Here is an 18889-nt window from a genome sequence, read left to right as displayed (position 1 = left end):
GTAGTATATGACGGACAAGTCGATTAAAGAGTTAGCCCTCAAATTGGGTCGCCCAGTTGAGAAGCTCCTGGAACAGGTTCGTGAGGCAGGTTTACCACAGAGCAAATCTGACGAAATTATTACCGCCGAACAACAAGATCACCTGATGAGCCATGTGAAAAAATCACAAGGTTCGGATGGTCATGCAGGACAAATCACGTTGAAACGTAAAACGACCAGTACGGCTAAAGTAGCCAGTACTTCGGGTAAGGCAAAAACCATTAATGTAGAAGTTCGCAAGAAACATACATTTACTAAGCCTGATCCAGAACAGATCAAAGCAGAAGCATTGGCAAAAGCCAAGGCTGAACAACAGGCCAAAGCTGCGCCTGAGCAGAATACAGCGCAAACCGTTTCTTCTGCTGAAGCTCCAAAAACTGGCGTCAATAACGCGAGTAAAGCTTTAGAAGCCATGCGTGCTGCTGCAAAGCAAACCAGCGACAAGCAAGAAGTTTCTAAAGCGGCTGTAGTTGTAAAACGCAAATCTACAAACAAACCAATTGTGAAGCAGGTTGTTAAACCGACTGAAACTGCTGAACAGAAAAAAGCACGTGAAGCGCAAGCAGCACAACTCAAAGCTGTTGAAGAAGCTGCACGTCGTAAGGCTGCTGAAGAAGCGCAACAACGTACGCTTGAACAAATGCGTCAAATGGCGTCTAAGTACACAGCGGAAGATACAACAGCAACGATTCGTGTTGTTGATGATTCTCCTCTTGCTGCTGGGCTGGTTGGTCAAGCATACGAAGACTCTTTCGCAAAAGAAGACCGTGAAATTAAACGTGGTACGAACACGAATAATACTCGCTCATCTAAGAAAGGCGGTCGTCGTGGTGAAGAGCAATCTTTCCGTGATAACTCACATAAACGTGGTCTGAAAACAAGTCAATCGAACAAACATGGCTTCGAAAAACCTGTTAAGAAACAAGTTTATGACGTTGAAATCGGTGAAACGATTGTCGTTGCTGACCTAGCTGCGAAAATGGCAGTTAAAGTTCGTGAAGTCATCAAATCACTGATGAAAATGGGTGAACTGGTTACTCAGAACCAAGCGATTGACCAGGAAGTTGCTGCGCTGATCGTTGAAGAAATGGGCCATCATCCGGTACTGGTTTCTGAAACTGCAGCAGAAGATACGCTGATGGAACAAGCTGAAGAGGCGCGTGGTGTGCAATCTACACGTGCACCTGTTGTTACCATCATGGGTCACGTTGACCATGGTAAAACATCGCTGCTTGACCGTATTCGTCGTGCCAAAGTGGCTGCGGGTGAAGCGGGTGGTATCACACAGCATATCGGTGCTTACCACGTAACAACTGATAAAGGCATCATCACTTTCTTGGATACTCCGGGACACGCAGCATTTACAGCAATGCGTTCACGTGGTGCGAAAGCGACAGATATCGTGGTGTTAGTTGTGGCGGCAGATGATGGTGTAATGCCACAAACTGCTGAAGCAATTGACCATGCGCGTGCTGCGGGTACGCCAATCATCGTTGCGATCAACAAAATGGATAAAGAATCTGCTGATCCAGATCGCGTATTGAATGAATTGACGACCAAAGAAATCGTGCCTGAACAGTGGGGCGGTGACGTTCCTGTAGCTATGGTTTCTGCGCACACAGGTGCCGGTATCGACGAGCTTCTTGATCTGATTTTAATTCAGGCTGAACTTCTAGAGCTTAAAGCTTCTGAAGAAGGTGCTGCACAAGGTGTAGTTATTGAAGCACGTGTTGATAACTCTCGTGGTGCAGTAACGTCGATCCTTGTACAAAACGGTACCTTGAAAGTAGGTGATCTTGTTCTTGCAGGTTCATCATACGGCCGCGTTCGTGCCATGACAGATGAAAACGGTAAACGTATTCAATCTGCAGGTCCTTCGATTCCAGTGGAAATCTTGGGTCTTCCAGAAGCGCCAATGGCAGGTGACGAAGTTCTTGTGGTAAATGACGAGAAGAAAGCACGTGAAGTTGCTGATGCGCGTATGGATCGTGAACGTCAAAAACGTCTTGAGCGTCAATCTGCAATGCGTCTTGAGAACATCATGGCATCAATGGGCAAGAAAGATGTGCCGATTGTGAATGTGGTTCTGAAAACTGATGTACGTGGTACATTGGAAGCATTACACGTTGCGCTTGCTGACCTGGCAACCGACGAAGTTAAAGTACGTATTATTGGTTCAGGTGTCGGTGCAATCACCGAGTCTGACGTAACACTTGCTGAATCTTCTGAAGCTGTACTTCTAGGCTTTAACGTCCGTGCCGACAACACTGCGCGTCAAAAAGCAGATGCTGACAGTATCGATATCCGTTACTACTCAGTAATCTACCAGTTGATCGACGATGTGAAAGCAGCCATGAGCGGTAAGCTTGCACCTGAACACCGTGAAACAATTCTTGGTGTTGCGCAAGTACGTGAAGTATTCCACTCTAGTAAATTTGGTGCAGCTGCGGGCTGTATGGTACTTGAGGGTACATTACACCGTAACAAACCGATTCGCGTATTACGTGATGACGTGGTTGTGTTCCAGGGTGAACTTGAATCTCTACGTCGCTATAAAGAAGTGGTTGAAGAAGTTCGTGCCGGTATGGAATGTGGTCTTGCAGTGAAAGGCTATAAAGACATCAAACCTCTCGACAAGATCGAAGTGTATGATGTTCAACTGATTAAACGGAGTCTTTAATGGCGGGTAGTCAGCGTCTTAAGCGTATGGCTGATACAGTTCAGAGAGAACTCTCTGAACTGATTCGTCAGGAGCTTAAAGATCCACGTTTGGGTGGTCTAGTGACCATCTCGGCGGTGAAAGTCAGCCCTGATTTAGGCTATGCTGAAGTTTATGTGACTGTAATGGGTCGTGAACTGGGTGATGAGCAAAGTGAAGCGGCAAATAAAGAAACGCTGGATGTGTTAAACAAAGCGTCTGGTTTCTTGCGCCACGAACTAAGCCGTCGGATCAAGACACGTATTACGCCACGTCTGCGTTTCCATTACGACAAAACCAATGCATATGGTAACTATATGTTTGGTCTGATTGCTGAAGCTGTGAAGGATTTACCTCCAGCTGAAGACAAGAAAGATGAAGAATAAACACTGATCAAGTGTAATAAAAAAGCCACCTTCGGGTGGCTTTTTTATTGGGCATGAGGAATAAAGAAAAAGGAGTTTCGCTTATTTATACCCTCTTTTTATTTTTTCCCAGAAGGAAAATAGAGGGAAATGAAAGCGCTTACTATTTTAAATCATCATCGCAGTTTTTCTTTTCAAAAAAAGCACGACGACGGGTTTTCTGCCAGGGTAGGGGACGTTCCAGTGCTTCCGGTACTTCACCACTCATTGAGCGCAAACGTAAGTGCAGTGCTGCCTGAGCCATCAGATTGGCCGAAACTGGTGCTGTAATAAAGGCAAACAGGGTAATCAGCACTTCAGCAAAACCAAAACGACCAAAGCTTGCAGAATAGATCATCGCAGCAATCAGGAAGCTACCGAGGCCCAAGGTACTGGACTTGGTCGGTGCATGCAGGCGCATAAACAGGTCAGGTAATCGAACCATACCAACCCCGCCGACCAGCATAAAGAATGAACCGATCAGCAGGAAAATCGAGATCAGAATTTCTAGGTATAATTGCATCTGAGAACTCCTAATCGATCACATGACCAGTGGTAAAGTAACGTGCCAGCGCAGCCGTAGAGACGAAACCTAACATTGCCACGAGTAAGGCACCTTCAAACATAAAGGTACTGGCCCAGTAAATACCGAGGATGACGACCAGACAGGTAGCATTCAGGAACAGGGTATCCAGAGCCAATAGTCGGTCCACAATAGAGGGTCCTATGACCAGACGTGCCAGACACAGGAACATGGAAATGGTCACGGCACCCAGACAAATCAGTAAGGCATAAGGCAAAATCGTCATGCATTTTCTCCAGTCTGAGCGCTAAAAATCTCAATCAGTGGACGTTCATAGCGCTGTTTGATAACTTCAATCTCAGCAGCTTCATCGTCGGTACTTAAGGCATGCACCAGAATGTCGCCACGATCCTGATCAATTCCGGCAGATACCGTACCTGGCGTTGTGGTAATGATCATTGCCAGTAAGGCATTTACTTCTTCATGTTCAGTATCCAAAGGAACACGGAACCATTTGGGATGTAAATTCTTGGTTGGCCCTAAGACCAGAATAGCGACTTTAATATTGGCAACAATAACGTCCCAGATCACCACAAAGAACAGACGAATGGCGGGTAGCCAGTGAATATTCGGTGTGTAGTCAATAAACCGGAATACCATTCGTGGGATTAGTACTGCAAGGACTAAGGCGGTGACGAGTGTACCGGCATCTAGACTATGATTGAGTAAAGACCAGCTTACTCCGACAATGACGGAAACCAGTGGATGAGGGAACCAGCGGCGTAAGAACGATGCTTTCATTATGGTCCCTCCTGCGGTTTAAGCTGGTTATCGCTTGGCGCATTTTTCTGTTCAATATACTGTTCATTGATCTGACGCTGTTTGAATTCAGAAATATTTTCACCTTCTAAAGTTGCCGGTGAAATTACATATGGAATCAGATGTGCATTTGGATCTGGATTTTCCCCACCATATTTGGTTTCAGGCAAATATTCCGGATCAAATGGCTGCACGCTAATGACCTTGCCTTCGGCATCACGTTTCAATAATGCCGCTTCATAGACTGGATTATCTTTAATTTGTACCGCAGTGCGATACACATAATTATAGACAGGTGAAGCAAATACCACATAGGCTGTCAGTCCAGCGAGCAACAGGTAAATCACCTTATCATTACGCAAAGGTGCCCGGCTTGGCAGGGTTTCGTACTGGGTAAAGGCTTCAGAATGGACATTATCATCCGGTTTGCTGGCGCGCCAGAACAGGATAAAACCAACCCGGGTAAAGGCTAGAATACTCAGCAAGCTGACCAGTAGCACCGTAATGATGATGATCATCTGATAAGGCGAGCCTGTCGTAGCCTGCAAGATGAAGACCTTACCGAAGAAGCCACTAAATGGTGGCAGACCCGCCATCATCAAGGCAATGATAAAGTAGACTATCGATACCAGGGTATTCTGTTTCATCTGTGGTGCGCTTTTAAAATGATCTTTGAATTCACCACGCTGAGAGGTGATCCAGCCGCTAAGCATATAGAAAGCGGCAGCAATCACGGTACTGTGCACCATATAGTACAAACCGCCTGCCCAAGCTGCTGAATTATTCAAGGCAATCGCAATCAGAATAGTACCCACTGAAGACAGCAGCATAAAACCAATAAAGCGGCGCAAACGATCTGTGCCAATAGCTGCCACAGCACCATATAAGGAGGTGATCAGACCGATGACCATCAGACAGTTCATCAGAATCTGATGGCTGTATTCATCATCAAAGACCGTACCATTGACTCGCAGGATGGCATAAATACCCACCTTGGTCATGATGGTAAACAGGGCTGCTACCGGTGTTGTTGCCACAGCATACGTTTTCGGGAGCCAGAATCCGACAGGCAGCATGGCAGCCTTGATCCCAAACACTACAAATAACAGCAGTGCACCAGCGACTGCAATTTTATGCTGATCATTTTCCAGCGTTGGCATCAGTCGGGCAACGTCGGCCATATTCAGGCTGCCAACACTGCCGTAGATCATGCCTAAGCCAATCAGAAACAGGGCAGAAGCCAGTAGGTTAATTGTGACATAGTGAATACCCAGCTGGAAACGAGCCTTGCCTTGACCATGCAGAAGCAGGACATAAGATGCCATCAACAGGATTTCAAAGAATACAAACAGGTTGAACAAGTCACCTGTGAGGAAAGCTCCACTGAGTCCCATCAGCAGGAAATGCATCATGGCATGGAAATAACGCCCGCGCATGTCCCAGTCACGACTGGCATACCAGATAATCGGCACAGCCAGTGCATAGGTCAATACCAGCATCAAGGCAGACAGCTGATCCAGAACCAGTACAATTCCGAATGGAGCAGACCATTCACTTAGGGTATAAACACTGATTTGTCCCTGACTGGTGCTTATCAAGTAACTGATCGAAACCACCAGGCCCAGCAGCGTTGAGACATGGCTGATGCCACGACGCCAAGGTTGACGCCAGTCTGTCGCCAGTGAACCTGCACCAGGATTGCCTAATAACAGCAGAATGAATGCAGTGAATGCTGGCAGGAGAATACTGAAAATAGGTGTATGTTGGACCCAGAAATTATAAAGATCAGTCATTAAGGCTCATCCTCACGTGGGTCATGGTTTGGTATTTCTTCTTTGGAATCAACGTGGTCTGTCCCTGATTCATAACGGCTGCGAAGTGCCAGCTGAACAATGAATGCCGTGGTGGCAAATCCGATTACAATAGCAGTCAGTACCAATGCCTGTGGCAGTGGGTCCGTAGTTTTGGTGGTTTCTGTAAGGACTGCAGGTGCATTGAGCTGAATACGTCCCATGGCAAACAGAAACAGGTTGACGGCATAACCGATCATTGCCAGACCCAATACTACAGGGAAGGTACGGGCACGCAGGATCAGGTAGATCCCGGTTGCTGTCAGGAGTCCAATTGCAGAGACCAATAAAAATTCTAGACTGATCATTGCATTATCCTCTTGGTACCGGGCCAGTCATAGACGAGTGACGTGAATCCCCAAGCACAGAAATCATTAACATGGTCGCGCCGACCACGGTGACATAAACCCCGACGTCGAACAGCGCTGCAGAAGCCAGATGCATATCGCCCAGTATTGGTGGATGGACATAAATATGTGCACTGGTCAGGAATGGACGTGACCAGAACCAGGCGGCAACACCAGTTAGGCCAGCAAACATCAAACCGCTACCAATCCAGATTTCATAGAGACGACCAGATTTAGCACCAAGCATTTTTTCTGCATGATCCTGACCGATGGCAATGTACTGAATAATCAAGGCTAAAGAAGTCACCAGACCTGCGATAAAACCACCGCCAGGCTGGTTATGGCCGCGCATGAAAATATACAGGCTCACCACCAGTGCAACTGGCAAAATCCAGGAAGCAGTAATTCGCAGCATCAGCGGGGAGGGGTTAAAACGATAAGTCAAACCCTGAGTAATGGTAGTACCATGGGCACGCATACCATCCATCAGGCTCAATACGCCAATCGCCGCAATACCGAGTACGGTGATTTCACCGAAGGTATCGAAACCACGGAAATCCACTAGAATCACGTTCACCACATTGGTGCCGCCGCCGAGCGGAATTGACTGCTGGGCAAAGAACCAGGAAATTGAATTATGATCTCGGGTCATGACGAGCCAGGCTACCCAGGCAATACTCAGACCACCCGTAATTGCAATAATGGCATCGCGCCAGCGTCGGGTCGGGCTGGATTCATAAGGGGTAAGCTGTGGTAATAGAGACAGGCTCATCAGCAGCAATACTGTGGTAACTACATCGACGGTAATCTGGGTCAGGGCCAAATCTGGTGCCGAGAAACCGATAAAGATCATGGTCACGACCAGACCGACTGCACCGCTGATCAGTACGGCTTTAATCCGCTCATGATGGAACCACAGCATCATCCAGCAGGCTGAGAATAACAGCAGCCATAAGATAATCGCTAAAGCCGGTGCATGGGTCAGCTCACGTGCGCCAGTACCAATCTGATGAGTCAGCAAAGGTACAGCAACCAGACCGATGGTAAAGATCACAATCCACAGCAGATAGCTTTGCAGTTTGCCATTTTCAGTGGCACGGCGAAAACGACGTGAATTTAGCAATAATGATTTTAAGAATAGGTCAAATAAAATCCGGCCCTGAAATTTGCCCAAGCTCGGATCAAGATCAATTTCACGAATCAAGCCGCCTTTGGCCAGCGAGAAATAGAACAGGATTCCGCCAATCAGGGCGATCACACTCATTAAGAGTGGTGCATTAAAACCATGCCAGATAGCAAGGTGGGTGCCTTCAAACGCCAGGTTTTGTGTGGCAGCCCGGACAGTGCTATTAACAATTTTCTCAACCAGTAAGGCAGGCAAAATACCGACCAGAATACATAAGGTTGCCAGTAAAGTTGCTGGCGCACGCATGCCAAATGCGGGTTCATGTGCATTTTTATTCGGTACATGGCGTCCAATTGGACCATCGAAGAATACGCCGTGAACCAGACGAATCGAATAGGCTACCGCGAAAATACCGGCTAAAGTCGCGACAATGGCAGAGCCAATCATTACTGGACCACTTAGGTTGGCCAGCAGTTCAGTAAAGAACATTTCCTTGGACAGGAAACCATTGGTCAATGGGACACCTGCCATTGAGGCAGCAGTGATCATGGTGAGGGTTGCAGTAAAAGGCAGTAATTGCCATAAGCCGGACAACTTGCGTAAGTCGCGTGTACCCGATTCATGGTCAATAATGCCGGCTATCATAAACAGTGCAGCTTTAAAGGTTGCATGGTTAATGATATGGAAAATTGCAGCAGCCACCGCGAGTGGTGAACCAATCCCCAGCAGACACATGATCAGGCCAAGATGACTGATGGTTGAATAGGCCAGCAAGCCTTTCAGGTCTTCCTTAAAGATGGCAAAAAAGGCTGCCATGCACAGGGTAAATAGACCGATAAAGGTAACAATATTATGAAAAAGTGCCGCGCCAGCAAAAATTGGCAGCAAGCGTGCGACTAGAAATAAGCCCGCTTTTACCATCGTGGCAGAATGCAGATAAGCAGATACCGGTGTCGGTGCTGCCATGGCATTTGGCAGCCAGAAATGGAAAGGAAACTGCGCACTTTTGGTAAAGGCACCAAGCAAAATCAGCAGCAGGGTAGGTACAAACAGGCTATGCGATTGGATCAGCTCGGTCATCCCAAGGATCTGATCAATCTGATAAGTTCCTGTGATCTCACCCAGTAAAACGAAACCACCGAGCATTGCCAGACCACCCATGCCGGTAATGGTCAACGCCATGCGTGAGCCACGTTGGGCCACTTCATAATTGCTCCAGTAACCAACCAGCAAGAACGAGGAGATACTGGTCAGTTCCCAGAAAATTAATAAAATAATCAGGTTATTCGACAAGGAAATGCCGAGCATCGCTGCCATGAACAGCATCAGCAGGATATAAAGTTTGCTGAGCGAGTTCTTCGGACTTAAATAATAGTAGGCATAAATAAAAATCAGGGTGCCGATGCCACTGATCAGCAGAGCAAATAATAGCCCCAGAGAATCCAGGCGGAAACTGAAATCAATACCAAGTTGAGGCAGCCATGACCAGCTTTCGCTAATGACTGCGCCATCTAGCACCGCAGGCGCTTGGCTGAGTAATAATGCAAAACTGCTGAGGCTGACACCAATGGCCCCTAAGGCCGTTACCCCGCGCGAAAATCTTTTCAGCCACGAGACAAGGGTTGTGCCTAATACTAACGGTAACAATATAATAATCGGCAGCACACTCGTATCCATTGTCGTGAGTTAGGTCGTCATGAACCTAGGGTGAATCTTTATCTTTCAAGGATTACAGGAATGCAAGGAGCAGCCCAAATTTCTCAATCTTGAAAGCCAAATCGTATTCAAAGAATAAAAACAGTTGTATTGCGCAACTTATAAACGATAGCAAATTCCGATTTTACAATGAAAAATGCAAGTAATTCCGATCATATTACAGGATAACAACAACATCAATCTTTTTGTGTACGACTTAACAATTATACGATGACCCCATAAAAACATGGGGTGCATGCTTGAGCACATCGACTAGATTGAACTGAAAATAAAGATCAAATTTGAAGATTCTATTGAAAAAAATGGACAGCCTTGAAGGTCTGCTTCGATAAGGAGCCATTCAGAAAAATTAAATCAGGTTAATTCAAGAGCCAGCTTATTCGCTTAAAACGGAATTTGGGGAATTTTCCGGTCATTCTGATTCAGTAAACGTAGCAACTCCTGTTGCTGCTCTTCATTCAATGTTTGCTGAATCAGTTGCAAGATTGAAAGTGGTGTTACTTGTTCAAGCTCGGGCTCGAGCAGCACGATTTCCTCAGTATTCAGTGTTTCTTGACCCAAGCCTAAATTGGCATAGAGTTGATCAAATTGCGCTGGGATTGTATCAACTTGAATTGGGGAGAGTTGTTTATTTTCAAGACACAGACATTGAAAATCCGCTGCCTGTTCCAGTAACTCAGGACGGTTAGCTGTCACAATGATTTGCAGTTCAGGAAAGGCTTGATGCAGACGAGACAGAATGACTGCTGCCATGTCCTGATCCAGCTGATGATCAATCGCATCAATCAGTAGAATGCCACTGCCTTCCTTGCATGGAAACAGGCTTTTCGGATTGAGCAGACATAGGCGACGCACAATATCTCCGACTAAGGCAATCCAGTTGCGGATGCTATTCGGTAATTGCTGTAAAGTCTGGGTTTGTCCTTGGTAGCTCACCATCAGCTGCATTTTAGGTTGGTACTGCAAATAGAGATTGCTGACTTCAGGCAGAACGATCGACAAAGCTTCACGCAGGCTATTTAAACTTGGAGTATTCACCTGGATCTGGGCATGTTCAATATGTTTGACCAGTTCATCCATATTGTGTTTTTTATCCTGCTGCGAAGCGCGGCTCAGGATCTGCTCTAGAATCTGCGCACTTTGCGCATTTTCAATGTCGCTGATTTCCCGAAACCATTCAAAAAAACGGGTAAAAGTCGTGAAGGAAATAGCTGCAATTTCATAGGCATACACCGTCTGTAAAATCGCCGGATTGTTTTTACTGAGTAGATTGATTTCATTTACAAAACGCTCAGACGGATAATAGGCAATCAGCGGTAAGCCCAGCATTGGATCTTTGGCGAGGGCTTTCTGATACAACGTGACCATCGCTTCGAGTTGCGATGTATCTACCTTACTCAGTCCCACACCCTGACTATTTAAAGTTTTATAAAGCTGCCAGCTGCACTGCTGGGTAGCAGATTGCTGTTGATCGCTACTTTCTGCAAAAGAGCCAATTTCTTCAGGAAAACGGACCTGAATATTGATCTTGGATTGCAGACGATGTTGCATGATGTCCTGATCCAGCATCACCATACCGGCAGTACGCAGGTCACGATAGCGCGCAGCGAACCAGGTCAGTGCCTGATAGGTGCTACGCAGCAGCGCCGTTTTACCCGAACCCTGATCACCGAGAATTAAGGTAACAGGCAATTTATGATATTTAAATTCAAGCTGGATATCAGAAAAATGCAGGGTATGTTTGAGTTGTATGGATTCGACTTGCATAGACCACCTGTATCGTGATGCCTACATCCATGCCGTACTAGCCTGTTGCCTGCCGTAATGATAGAGGCATTTTAATTTTTAGCTGCTGAATCAGGTCATAAATGTGGTGAATATTTAAGCTTACTTTAGCACGTGTACAAGCCACGTAAAGCAGTCTTAACTCTTCATCACTAATCTTGTGATCTTTTTCATTTAATTTAAACTGGTAGTCATCTTCAATATGGACCCGGTCCCATTCCAGTCCTTTGGCTTTGTGGGCGGTGGAGATGATGTAGTCGGCCTGTCCGATTGGCGTGATCTTGGCCAGCGCAGTTTTCAGCGGATCAGTACCATGCTCATCAACCAGTTTCACCAAAGGTTTAATGTCACTGCCTTCATTGGTCTCGCAATATTCATGTACATCATGCCAGGAGTTAAACCAAGCCAGTTCAGGTACATCCACCACGCGTTTGCCCTGTTTCAGCATGGCAGCCGCTTCGACAAAACGGTTCAGCTTGACATGATCGGCCTGCAAACTGACCTTTTCACCACGCACAAGTCCAGCAAGCAGCAGTTCCATGGCTCGGGCATTGGTACGGCATAAAATCGCATCACGCATTTTGGTATGTGGTTTATTCACTACTTTAGAGTTCAGATGCGGATTACCGAGTAAGGGCACGGTTTCATTCAAGGCTCCCAAAATTGCATTGGCATTCAGGGCAATTTCAGGACCAAAACGGAATGAGGTAGTTAGGCGGGATTCTGGTAATGGCAGTTGCTGCATGGCATTGACTGCACCACGCCAGGCATAAATCTGCTGATGCGCATCCCCGACATAGATCACCTGGGTGCTGCGCTGTTTTAGCAAAATACCCAACATCAGGGGGTCAGCATCCTGAGCTTCATCAAAAAGTACATAATCCGCTGGAATATTCGGTTCTGATAATGCCCAGAGTTTCAGATAAATATCATGTCCGATTCCGGCCTGATGATTCGGATCAATCGATTCCAGCCAGCGACGCTCAACCGCAGGATAGAGTTTCTTTTGCAGGGCTTCGACATCGTCCGGATGTAACCAGCTTGGTGCCTGAATATGCCGTGGAGCAGGGTATTGTGAACTGGTTGAACAGAAATAACCGACCGCATTCGCGACCAGACTGGCCAGACGCGAAGGCATCATGACATATTTTTCATAACGGCCACCCATCATGCGGCGCAGGGTCATCGGCTCAAGGCGATATTCCTTGGCAATGAAGCTTGGACTGAGACGGGGCAGGCGCATTTTATCCGTGACTCCACGTGGAACACTGCGATAGGCCAGTGAGTGGAAAGTCCGGCAGTCCACACCACGATGGAACTTATTTTGTGCTTCCGCAGCAATGGATTTGTTAAATGCCAGATACATGCCACGCCGCTGCGGCATGGCATCGCTGATCATTTGTAAAGTTGTGGTTTTACCTGTGCCGGCATAGGCAATCACTTTAAAAGATTTGCCCAGACGTGCGTTATCAATGGCAGTGGCCTGCTCATAGGTTGCGGTCGGTTTAATTGGCTCAGACACAGTTAAATTGAAAACTTAGTGTGAACGGTTGGCTTTTTCAACCAGACCAGATAAGCCCTGACGACGTGCCAGTTCATTTAAAACCAGTTGTGGATCAAGGTCGAAATAGCCCAGCATCACGATAGTATGGAACCACAGATCTGCCACCTCATAGATCAGGTCATTTTTATTGTCTTCGGTTGCTTCAGCTTTAAAGTCTTTGGCAGCAATCACAGTTTCAAAGCTTTCTTCACCGACTTTTTCCAGAATTTTGTTTAAGCCTTTGTGATAGAGCTTGGCAACATAAGATGAATCGGGATCAGCCTGCTTACGTTCAGCCATCATCTGACCCAGATAAGACAAGACCTCAACCTGTTCTGATTGGGCATTAGATGCATTCATCGCCATGGTATGCGGGTTTGCAGATTTTTCACCATAGATCGCTGCAGGATCTTTAATTTGTACATCGACAATTTCCCAGCCATTCGGCGTCAGTTTGCGATAGAAACAAGATTCACGACCAGTATGACAGGCAATCCCACCATGCTGTTCGATTTGCAGCACAATCACGTCAGCATCACAGTCCAGACGGATTTCATGCACCGTCTGAAAATGACCTGATTCTTCACCCTTATGCCATAACTTATTGCGGGAACGAGAGAAATACACGGCCTGATTCTTTTCTGCAGTCAGCGCCAGTGCTTCACGATTCATCCACGCCACCATCAATACACGACCGGTTTGATGATGCTGGGCAATGGCAGGTACAAGTCCTTGTTCGTTAAATTTTACTTCATCGAGCCATTGCAGGTTATTCATAAGGGTGTCCATCTGTTGAATCAATATCTAAATGTTTAATACATGCGGATCAAATATCCGTCCGATAGTGTACGTGATCTGAGATCATTTGCGGCAAAAATCTGCATCTGAAATGACAGGATCTGTCGTGATAATTCAGGGTATCTTGATTGTTAGCCGATCAAAATAATAAAGCCGCCAGCAGGCGGCTTTGTTCAAAGTGCATTTTCGCCTGAACTTACCAGTGCTCACCCGGGAAGATACGTGCATATGCTTTCTGTACCCAGTTCAGCTTCTGTGGCTGACCTACAGAGGCAGATGAACTTGGGAACAGGTTGTAGCCGATTGACATCAGTTTATTGTTAATGTCTGGTGCAATTGCATAAGTAATTGAAGCTAGACGGCCCAAACCGGTAGCAACTTTTTTCGGTCGTTTCACAATTGCATGTGCAATCAGATCAGATGCTTCTTCAGGAGAAAGCGTCGGAACATATTTATAGATCTTAGTTGGTGCAATCATTGGCGTACGTACCAATGGCATATAGATAGAAGTAATTGCGATCTTATGTGAATTGACTTCTGCAGACAGACAGCGACTAAATGCATCCAAGGCTGCTTTCGATGCCACATAAGCAGAGAAGCGGGTCGCATTTGCCAATACCCCAATCGAACTGATGTTGATGATGTGACCCTGACGACGAATCATCATATGTGGCAGGATGTTCATCACCAGACGCACAGCACCGAAATAGTTCAGCTGCATGGTACGTTCAAAATCGTGGAAGCGGTCTACAGATTCATGTACCGCACGACGGATCGAGCGACCGGCATTGTTAATCAGAATATCAATGTGATCAACAGAAGCCAGAATCTGTTTGGATACTTCATCAATGGCGTCCAGATTATTCAGGTCACACGGAAAAACTGTTGCCATGCCGCCTTTTGCTTCAATTTCTTCTTTTACCTGGTCCAGAGTCTCTTTGGTACGTGCTACTAGCAGGACATGTGCACCTGCATCTGCCAGACGGTGTGCTGCTGTCAGGCCAATGCCGCTGGATGCACCCGTAATGAGGATGGTTTTGCCTTGAACTCGTTTCAGTAGATGTTTCTGTAGTCTGGATTTCACGTTTGTTATTCCTGAAATATGCTGTAGGTTTACGTTTTTTCTTATTTGGTTTGTACGTAGGTATGCACGAAAGTTCGTACACAATGAAGTCTGTATATGATAACGAATTATGCAGGAAAATCCAGAGATTAAGTTATTGAAAATAAGAGAAATTTTAGAGTAATTGCTCTATTTTTAAACTACGTTTCAATTAATTTTTATTGTGATCTAACCATAAGATAAAGCTCATGAAAAGTAAAGCCAGATAAAAAAACTCCATCAGAAATGATGGAGTTTTTTGCTTTAAAAGAGGGCTTAAACGGCTGCGAGTGACTGTTCCAGATCAGCAATCAGGTCATCAATGTGTTCAATCCCGATAGAAAGACGAACCATATCTTCACTCACGCCAGCCGATTTAAGTTCTTCTGGATTAAGCTGGCGATGAGTCGTAGTGGCCGGATGGCAGGCCAGACTCTTGGCATCTCCAATATTGACCAGACGGGTGAACAGCTGCAGAGCATCAATAAAACGCGCACCGCCTTCACGACCGCCTTCTACCCCAAAGGTTAAGATTGCAGACGGTTTCCCTTTCACATATTTCTGTGCCAAAGCATGTTGAGGATGATCTTTCAGGCCAGCGTAATTGACCCATTTTACTTTCGGATGCTGCTGCAAATATTCCGCAACTTTAAGTGCATTTTCAGTATGACGTTCCATACGTAGACTTAAAGTTTCCAGGCCTTGCAAAATTAAAAATACATTTTGCGGGCTGATCGCAGCACCAGTATTACGTAATGGCACGACACGGGCACGGGCAATATAGGCTGCTTCACCCAAAGCTTCAACGTAGTTTACGCCATGATAGCTTGGGTCAGGTGTATTCAGGGCAGGGAAGCGTGCTGCATGTTTACCCCATGGAAACTTGCCGCTATCGACAATAATGCCGCCAATTGAATTACCATGCCCGCCAATATATTTGGTCAGCGAGTGCACCACGATATCTGCACCGAAATCAAAAGACTTCTGCAAGACAGGAGTTGCTACAGTGTTGTCGACAATCACGGGTACGCCGTATTCATGCGCAATCTTTGAAATCGCTTCCAAGTCGATAATGTTGCCGAGTGGGTTACCAATTGATTCCACAAAAACCAGTTTGGTTTTGTCGTCAATCAGACCACGCAGTGCTTCCGGGTTTTGATAGTCAAAGAAGCGGACTTCAATGCCTTGCTTTGGCAGGGTGTGTGCAAACAGGTTATAGGTGCCACCATATAAAGTAGATACTGAAGCAATATTATCCCCAGCTTCAGCAATGGTCTGAATCGCATAGGTAATCGCAGCCATACCGGAGGCCAATGCCAGTGCGCCAATACCACCTTCTAGCGCAGCAATACGCTGTTCCAGTACCGCTGTGGTCGGATTCATGATACGGGTATAAATATTGCCCTGAACTTTCAGGTCAAACAGGTCTGCGCCATGCTGGGTATTGTCAAAGGCATAAGAGGTAGTCTGGTAAATTGGCACCGCAACAGCTTTGGTGGTTGGTTCCGGGCTATAACCTGCGTGAATTGCTAAAGTTTCTGCTTTATAAGTCATGATCGTTAGTCTTCTTTGTGTTTTGCTTTAATAAAGTTGCTCAAATATTAGCACTTGAAATATGAAGAAAAGTGCATATTTATTCAGATGAATATCTTAATTAACGATATAACATCAATAAAATAATGCAAGTTTAGGGACTAAAAATTTTGTTTGAAAAATAAACAGGATTAAACTTGTAACAAGGCATTAACTTCACCGGAATGGCTTATGTTTTGGAGACATTCTGCGTATAATAGCCGATTATTTTTTCGCTCATGATTGAGCAGGGGAAATTCATTTTTTCCCCATCTGGTTTTTCAATTGAGGAGTCCTACGTGGCCCAATATATTTATACGATGAACCGAGTATCCAAGATGGTTCCGCCGAAGCGCGAAATCCTCAAAGATATCTCCTTATCATTTTTCCCAGGCGCAAAAATTGGTGTGCTTGGTCTGAACGGTGCGGGTAAATCTACTTTGCTTCGTATTATGGCGGGCGTAGATAAAGATTTCTCTGGTGAAGCTCGTGCGCAACCGGGTATCAAAATCGGTTATCTGGAGCAAGAACCACCTTTGGATGAAACCAAAGACGTTCGTGGTAATGTTGAAGATGGCGTACGTGAAGCACTTGATGCTTTGGCACGTTTGGATGAAGTTTTCGCTGAATATGCAGCAGAAGATGCAGATTTCGATGCACTTGCAAAAGAGCAAGAAAAGCTAGAAGCGATTATTCAGACTTGGGATGCGCATAACCTGAACAACCAGCTTGAACAGGCTGCAGCTGCATTAAACCTGCCAGCTTGGGATGCTGATGTAACTAAATTGTCTGGTGGTGAGCGCCGTCGTGTTGCACTTTGCCGTCTGCTTCTGTCTAAGCCAGACATGTTACTTCTAGACGAACCGACGAACCACTTGGATGCATCATCTGTATCCTGGTTAGAGCGTTTCTTGAAAGACTTCCCGGGTACCATCGTTGCGATCACGCATGACCGTTACTTCCTGGATAACGTAGCAGAGTGGATTCTTGAACTTGACCGTGGCATGGGCATTCCATACCAAGGCAACTACTCTTCTTGGTTAGAGCAGAAAAATGCCCGTTTAGAGCAGGAACAGAAGCAAGAAGAATCTTTTGCTAAAGCACTTAAGAAAGAACTTGAATGGGTTCGTTCTAATGCCAAAGGTCAGCAAAAGAAAAACAAAGCACGTATGGAACGGTTTGAAGAGCTTAACTCGCGCGAATTCCAGCAACGTAACGAAACGTCTGAAATCTACATTCCACCTGGTCCACGTCTAGGTAACAAGGTTGTAGAAGTTGAAGGTATCAGCAAATCGTTTGGTGATCGTACGCTCTATAAAGATTTATCGTTTGTTGTACCGCCTGCTGCGATTGTGGGTATTGTCGGTGAAAACGGTGCGGGTAAAACCACACTCTTCCGTATGATGACAGGCGAATTACAACCTGATACGGGTACAGTAACTTTAGGTGATTCAGTTAAAGTTGCTTATGTAGGGCAGATTCGTGACACCTTAGATAACAACAAAACTGTTTGGGAAGAAGTTTCTGGCGGTTTAGATATCTTGCGTATTGGTGAATACGAAATTGCATCACGTGCGTACATCGGCCGTTTTAACTTTAAAGGCCAAGATCAGCAAAAACGTGTCGGTCAGTTGTCAGGTGGTGAGCGTAACCGTTTACAGCTTGCAAAAATCCTGCAAATGGGCGCTAACGTAATCTTACTCGATGAACCGTCGAACGACTTGGACATCGAAACTTTACGTGCACTCGAAGACGCGATTCTTGTCTTCCCGGGTACAGTGATGGTGATCTCGCATGACCGTTGGTTCCTTGACCGTATTGCAACGCACATCCTGTCATTCGAAGGTGAAACACCTGAATTCTTCACCGGTAACTATGCAGAATTCGAAGAATATCGTCGTAAGCGGGATGGGGATGACCTTGTTGCGAAACGTCAGAAATACCGCAAAATTGGTGCTTAATTAAAGCGCAAAAAAACCAGCCCTAGGGCTGGTTTTTTATCCTCTATTCTTAAGTTTTTCAGCTTTCTATTTCTGATAAAAGTTGTGCAGCCTTACTATGATTTTGCTGTCTGGCTTTATCTAACCATAATCTGGCCTGTTCATCATTTTGATCTAGACCTAGTTTCCCATGCAAATAATACACGCCAAGTCGATATTGTGCTTCCATATGTCCTCTTAACCCTGCACTCAGGTAGTTCCAGACAGCATTGCGTTGATAGATGTGTTTTGGGGTTAGGCGTTGGCTAATCTCTGGTACAGCCTGTAGTTGTTGCAGGGTCATGCAAAGTGACTCATATTGCAAAGCCTGCAAATAATAAGTATCTGCTTCACTTGGCTGCTCCTCAATGAATGGAATAGGTGGATCATTACAAGAAAATAGAAAATTTATAATTTTTTTAAGCATTTTTATTATTCCTTTATGTTGCATCCCTGCAATAAATTGGAATCCTTTTTTATAAGAATAAATTACACCAGTTTGTCTGATGATGTTTTTAAATTTTTAGATAATCCGATAAAACTAATCTAATGAAAGGCATAAAAAAGACTGCCGAAGCAGCCTTAAAT

General features: G+C 45.6%; 15 protein-coding genes. 3 read left to right on the top strand and 12 right to left on the bottom strand.

Going from position 1 to position 18889, the window contains the following annotated elements; genetic code table 11:
* The first annotated feature begins 7 nt into the window (after positions 1 to 7).
* Together infB and F899_RS14310 are read left to right on the top strand one after the other, a co-directional pair.
* Positions 8 to 2719, top strand: coding sequence for a translation initiation factor IF-2 (gene infB / locus F899_RS14315; protein ID WP_004896323.1), 2712 nt, complete (start codon positions 8 to 10; stop codon positions 2717 to 2719).
* A complete protein-coding gene (locus F899_RS14310; protein ID WP_004810065.1) occupies positions 2719 to 3123 on the top strand; it encodes a ribosome-binding factor A in 405 nt (134 codons plus the stop codon). The genes infB and F899_RS14310 overlap by 1 nt, the downstream gene beginning before the upstream one ends.
* A gap of 142 nt (positions 3124 to 3265) precedes the next feature.
* On the opposite strand, the gene F899_RS14305 is transcribed toward F899_RS14310, so the two are convergent.
* From F899_RS14305 to F899_RS14255, 11 genes are all read right to left on the bottom strand, one after another.
* On the bottom strand, positions 3266 to 3664 hold the full coding sequence (locus F899_RS14305) for a Na+/H+ antiporter subunit G (RefSeq protein WP_004896320.1): 399 nt from the start codon (positions 3662 to 3664) through the stop codon (positions 3266 to 3268).
* A 10-nt stretch (positions 3665 to 3674) separates the two neighbouring features.
* A complete protein-coding gene (locus F899_RS14300) occupies positions 3675 to 3950 on the bottom strand; it encodes a monovalent cation/H+ antiporter subunit F (RefSeq protein ID WP_004810060.1) in 276 nt (91 codons plus the stop codon).
* A complete protein-coding gene (locus F899_RS14295; RefSeq protein WP_004896311.1) occupies positions 3947 to 4465 on the bottom strand; it encodes a Na+/H+ antiporter subunit E in 519 nt (172 codons plus the stop codon). The genes F899_RS14300 and F899_RS14295 overlap by 4 nt, the downstream gene beginning before the upstream one ends.
* Positions 4465 to 6276, bottom strand: coding sequence for a monovalent cation/H+ antiporter subunit D (locus F899_RS14290; RefSeq protein WP_004896309.1), 1812 nt, complete (start codon positions 6274 to 6276; stop codon positions 4465 to 4467). Before F899_RS14290 ends, F899_RS14295 begins: the two co-directional genes overlap by 1 nt.
* On the bottom strand, positions 6276 to 6641 hold the full coding sequence (locus F899_RS14285) for a Na+/H+ antiporter subunit C (protein WP_004896306.1): 366 nt from the start codon (positions 6639 to 6641) through the stop codon (positions 6276 to 6278). The genes F899_RS14290 and F899_RS14285 overlap by 1 nt, the downstream gene beginning before the upstream one ends.
* A gap of 4 nt (positions 6642 to 6645) precedes the next feature.
* Positions 6646 to 9483 (bottom strand): monovalent cation/H+ antiporter subunit A, encoded by a 2838-nt coding sequence (locus F899_RS14280; RefSeq protein WP_004896305.1) that lies wholly within the window; start codon positions 9481 to 9483, stop codon positions 6646 to 6648.
* Positions 9484 to 9906: 423 nt separating this feature from the next.
* On the bottom strand, positions 9907 to 11289 hold the full coding sequence (locus F899_RS14275) for an AAA family ATPase (protein WP_005223482.1): 1383 nt from the start codon (positions 11287 to 11289) through the stop codon (positions 9907 to 9909).
* Positions 11290 to 11326: 37 nt separating this feature from the next.
* A complete protein-coding gene (locus tag F899_RS14270) occupies positions 11327 to 12829 on the bottom strand; it encodes a UvrD-helicase domain-containing protein (RefSeq protein ID WP_005223480.1) in 1503 nt (500 codons plus the stop codon).
* A gap of 15 nt (positions 12830 to 12844) precedes the next feature.
* On the bottom strand, positions 12845 to 13627 hold the full coding sequence (hisIE, locus tag F899_RS14265) for a bifunctional phosphoribosyl-AMP cyclohydrolase/phosphoribosyl-ATP diphosphatase HisIE (RefSeq protein ID WP_004896299.1): 783 nt from the start codon (positions 13625 to 13627) through the stop codon (positions 12845 to 12847).
* 217 nt (positions 13628 to 13844) lie between these two features.
* Positions 13845 to 14732, bottom strand: coding sequence for an SDR family NAD(P)-dependent oxidoreductase (locus F899_RS14260; RefSeq protein ID WP_004810045.1), 888 nt, complete (start codon positions 14730 to 14732; stop codon positions 13845 to 13847).
* 294 nt (positions 14733 to 15026) lie between these two features.
* A complete protein-coding gene (locus F899_RS14255; RefSeq protein ID WP_004896295.1) occupies positions 15027 to 16304 on the bottom strand; it encodes an O-acetylhomoserine aminocarboxypropyltransferase/cysteine synthase family protein in 1278 nt (425 codons plus the stop codon).
* Positions 16305 to 16621: 317 nt separating this feature from the next.
* Between F899_RS14255 and ettA the strand changes: the two genes are divergently transcribed.
* The gene (gene ettA, locus F899_RS14250; RefSeq protein WP_004810042.1) at positions 16622 to 18283 is read left to right on the top strand and encodes an energy-dependent translational throttle protein EttA; all 1662 of its coding nucleotides are present in this window, start codon (positions 16622 to 16624) and stop codon (positions 18281 to 18283) included.
* A gap of 58 nt (positions 18284 to 18341) precedes the next feature.
* Here the strand turns inward: ettA and F899_RS14245 are convergent, their stop codons facing one another.
* Entirely contained in the window at positions 18342 to 18728 is a 387-nt protein-coding gene (locus tag F899_RS14245) for an SEL1-like repeat protein (protein WP_004896294.1), read from the bottom strand.
* Positions 18729 to 18889: the final 161 nt, after the last annotated feature.

It is taken from the genome of Acinetobacter sp. CIP 101934, assembly GCF_000369585.1.
In the GTDB taxonomy this organism is placed as follows: domain Bacteria; phylum Pseudomonadota; class Gammaproteobacteria; order Pseudomonadales; family Moraxellaceae; genus Acinetobacter; species Acinetobacter schindleri.
Note: the sequence above shows the minus strand (reverse complement) of the source record. Positions and strands in the feature narration are given on the sequence as shown.

What these genes read in the sequence shown, in the direction of transcription:
- infB (WP_004896323.1), top strand. Translation starts at nt 8, where the DNA reads ATGACGGACAAGTCGATTAAAGAGTTAGCCCTCAAATTGGGTCGCCCA.
- F899_RS14310 (WP_004810065.1), top strand. Translation starts at nt 2,719, where the DNA reads ATGGCGGGTAGTCAGCGTCTTAAGCGTATGGCTGATACAGTTCAGAGA.
- F899_RS14305 (WP_004896320.1), bottom strand. Translation starts at nt 3,664, where the DNA reads ATGCAATTATACCTAGAAATTCTGATCTCGATTTTCCTGCTGATCGGT.
- F899_RS14300 (WP_004810060.1), bottom strand. Translation starts at nt 3,950, where the DNA reads ATGACGATTTTGCCTTATGCCTTACTGATTTGTCTGGGTGCCGTGACC.
- F899_RS14295 (WP_004896311.1), bottom strand. Translation starts at nt 4,465, where the DNA reads ATGAAAGCATCGTTCTTACGCCGCTGGTTCCCTCATCCACTGGTTTCC.
- F899_RS14290 (WP_004896309.1), bottom strand. Translation starts at nt 6,276, where the DNA reads ATGACTGATCTTTATAATTTCTGGGTCCAACATACACCTATTTTCAGT.
- F899_RS14285 (WP_004896306.1), bottom strand. Translation starts at nt 6,641, where the DNA reads ATGATCAGTCTAGAATTTTTATTGGTCTCTGCAATTGGACTCCTGACA.
- F899_RS14280 (WP_004896305.1), bottom strand. Translation starts at nt 9,483, where the DNA reads ATGGATACGAGTGTGCTGCCGATTATTATATTGTTACCGTTAGTATTA.
- F899_RS14275 (WP_005223482.1), bottom strand. Translation starts at nt 11,289, where the DNA reads ATGCAAGTCGAATCCATACAACTCAAACATACCCTGCATTTTTCTGAT.
- hisIE (WP_004896299.1), bottom strand. Translation starts at nt 13,627, where the DNA reads ATGAATAACCTGCAATGGCTCGATGAAGTAAAATTTAACGAACAAGGA.
- F899_RS14255 (WP_004896295.1), bottom strand. Translation starts at nt 16,304, where the DNA reads ATGACTTATAAAGCAGAAACTTTAGCAATTCACGCAGGTTATAGCCCG.
- F899_RS14245 (WP_004896294.1), bottom strand. Translation starts at nt 18,728, where the DNA reads ATGCTTAAAAAAATTATAAATTTTCTATTTTCTTGTAATGATCCACCT.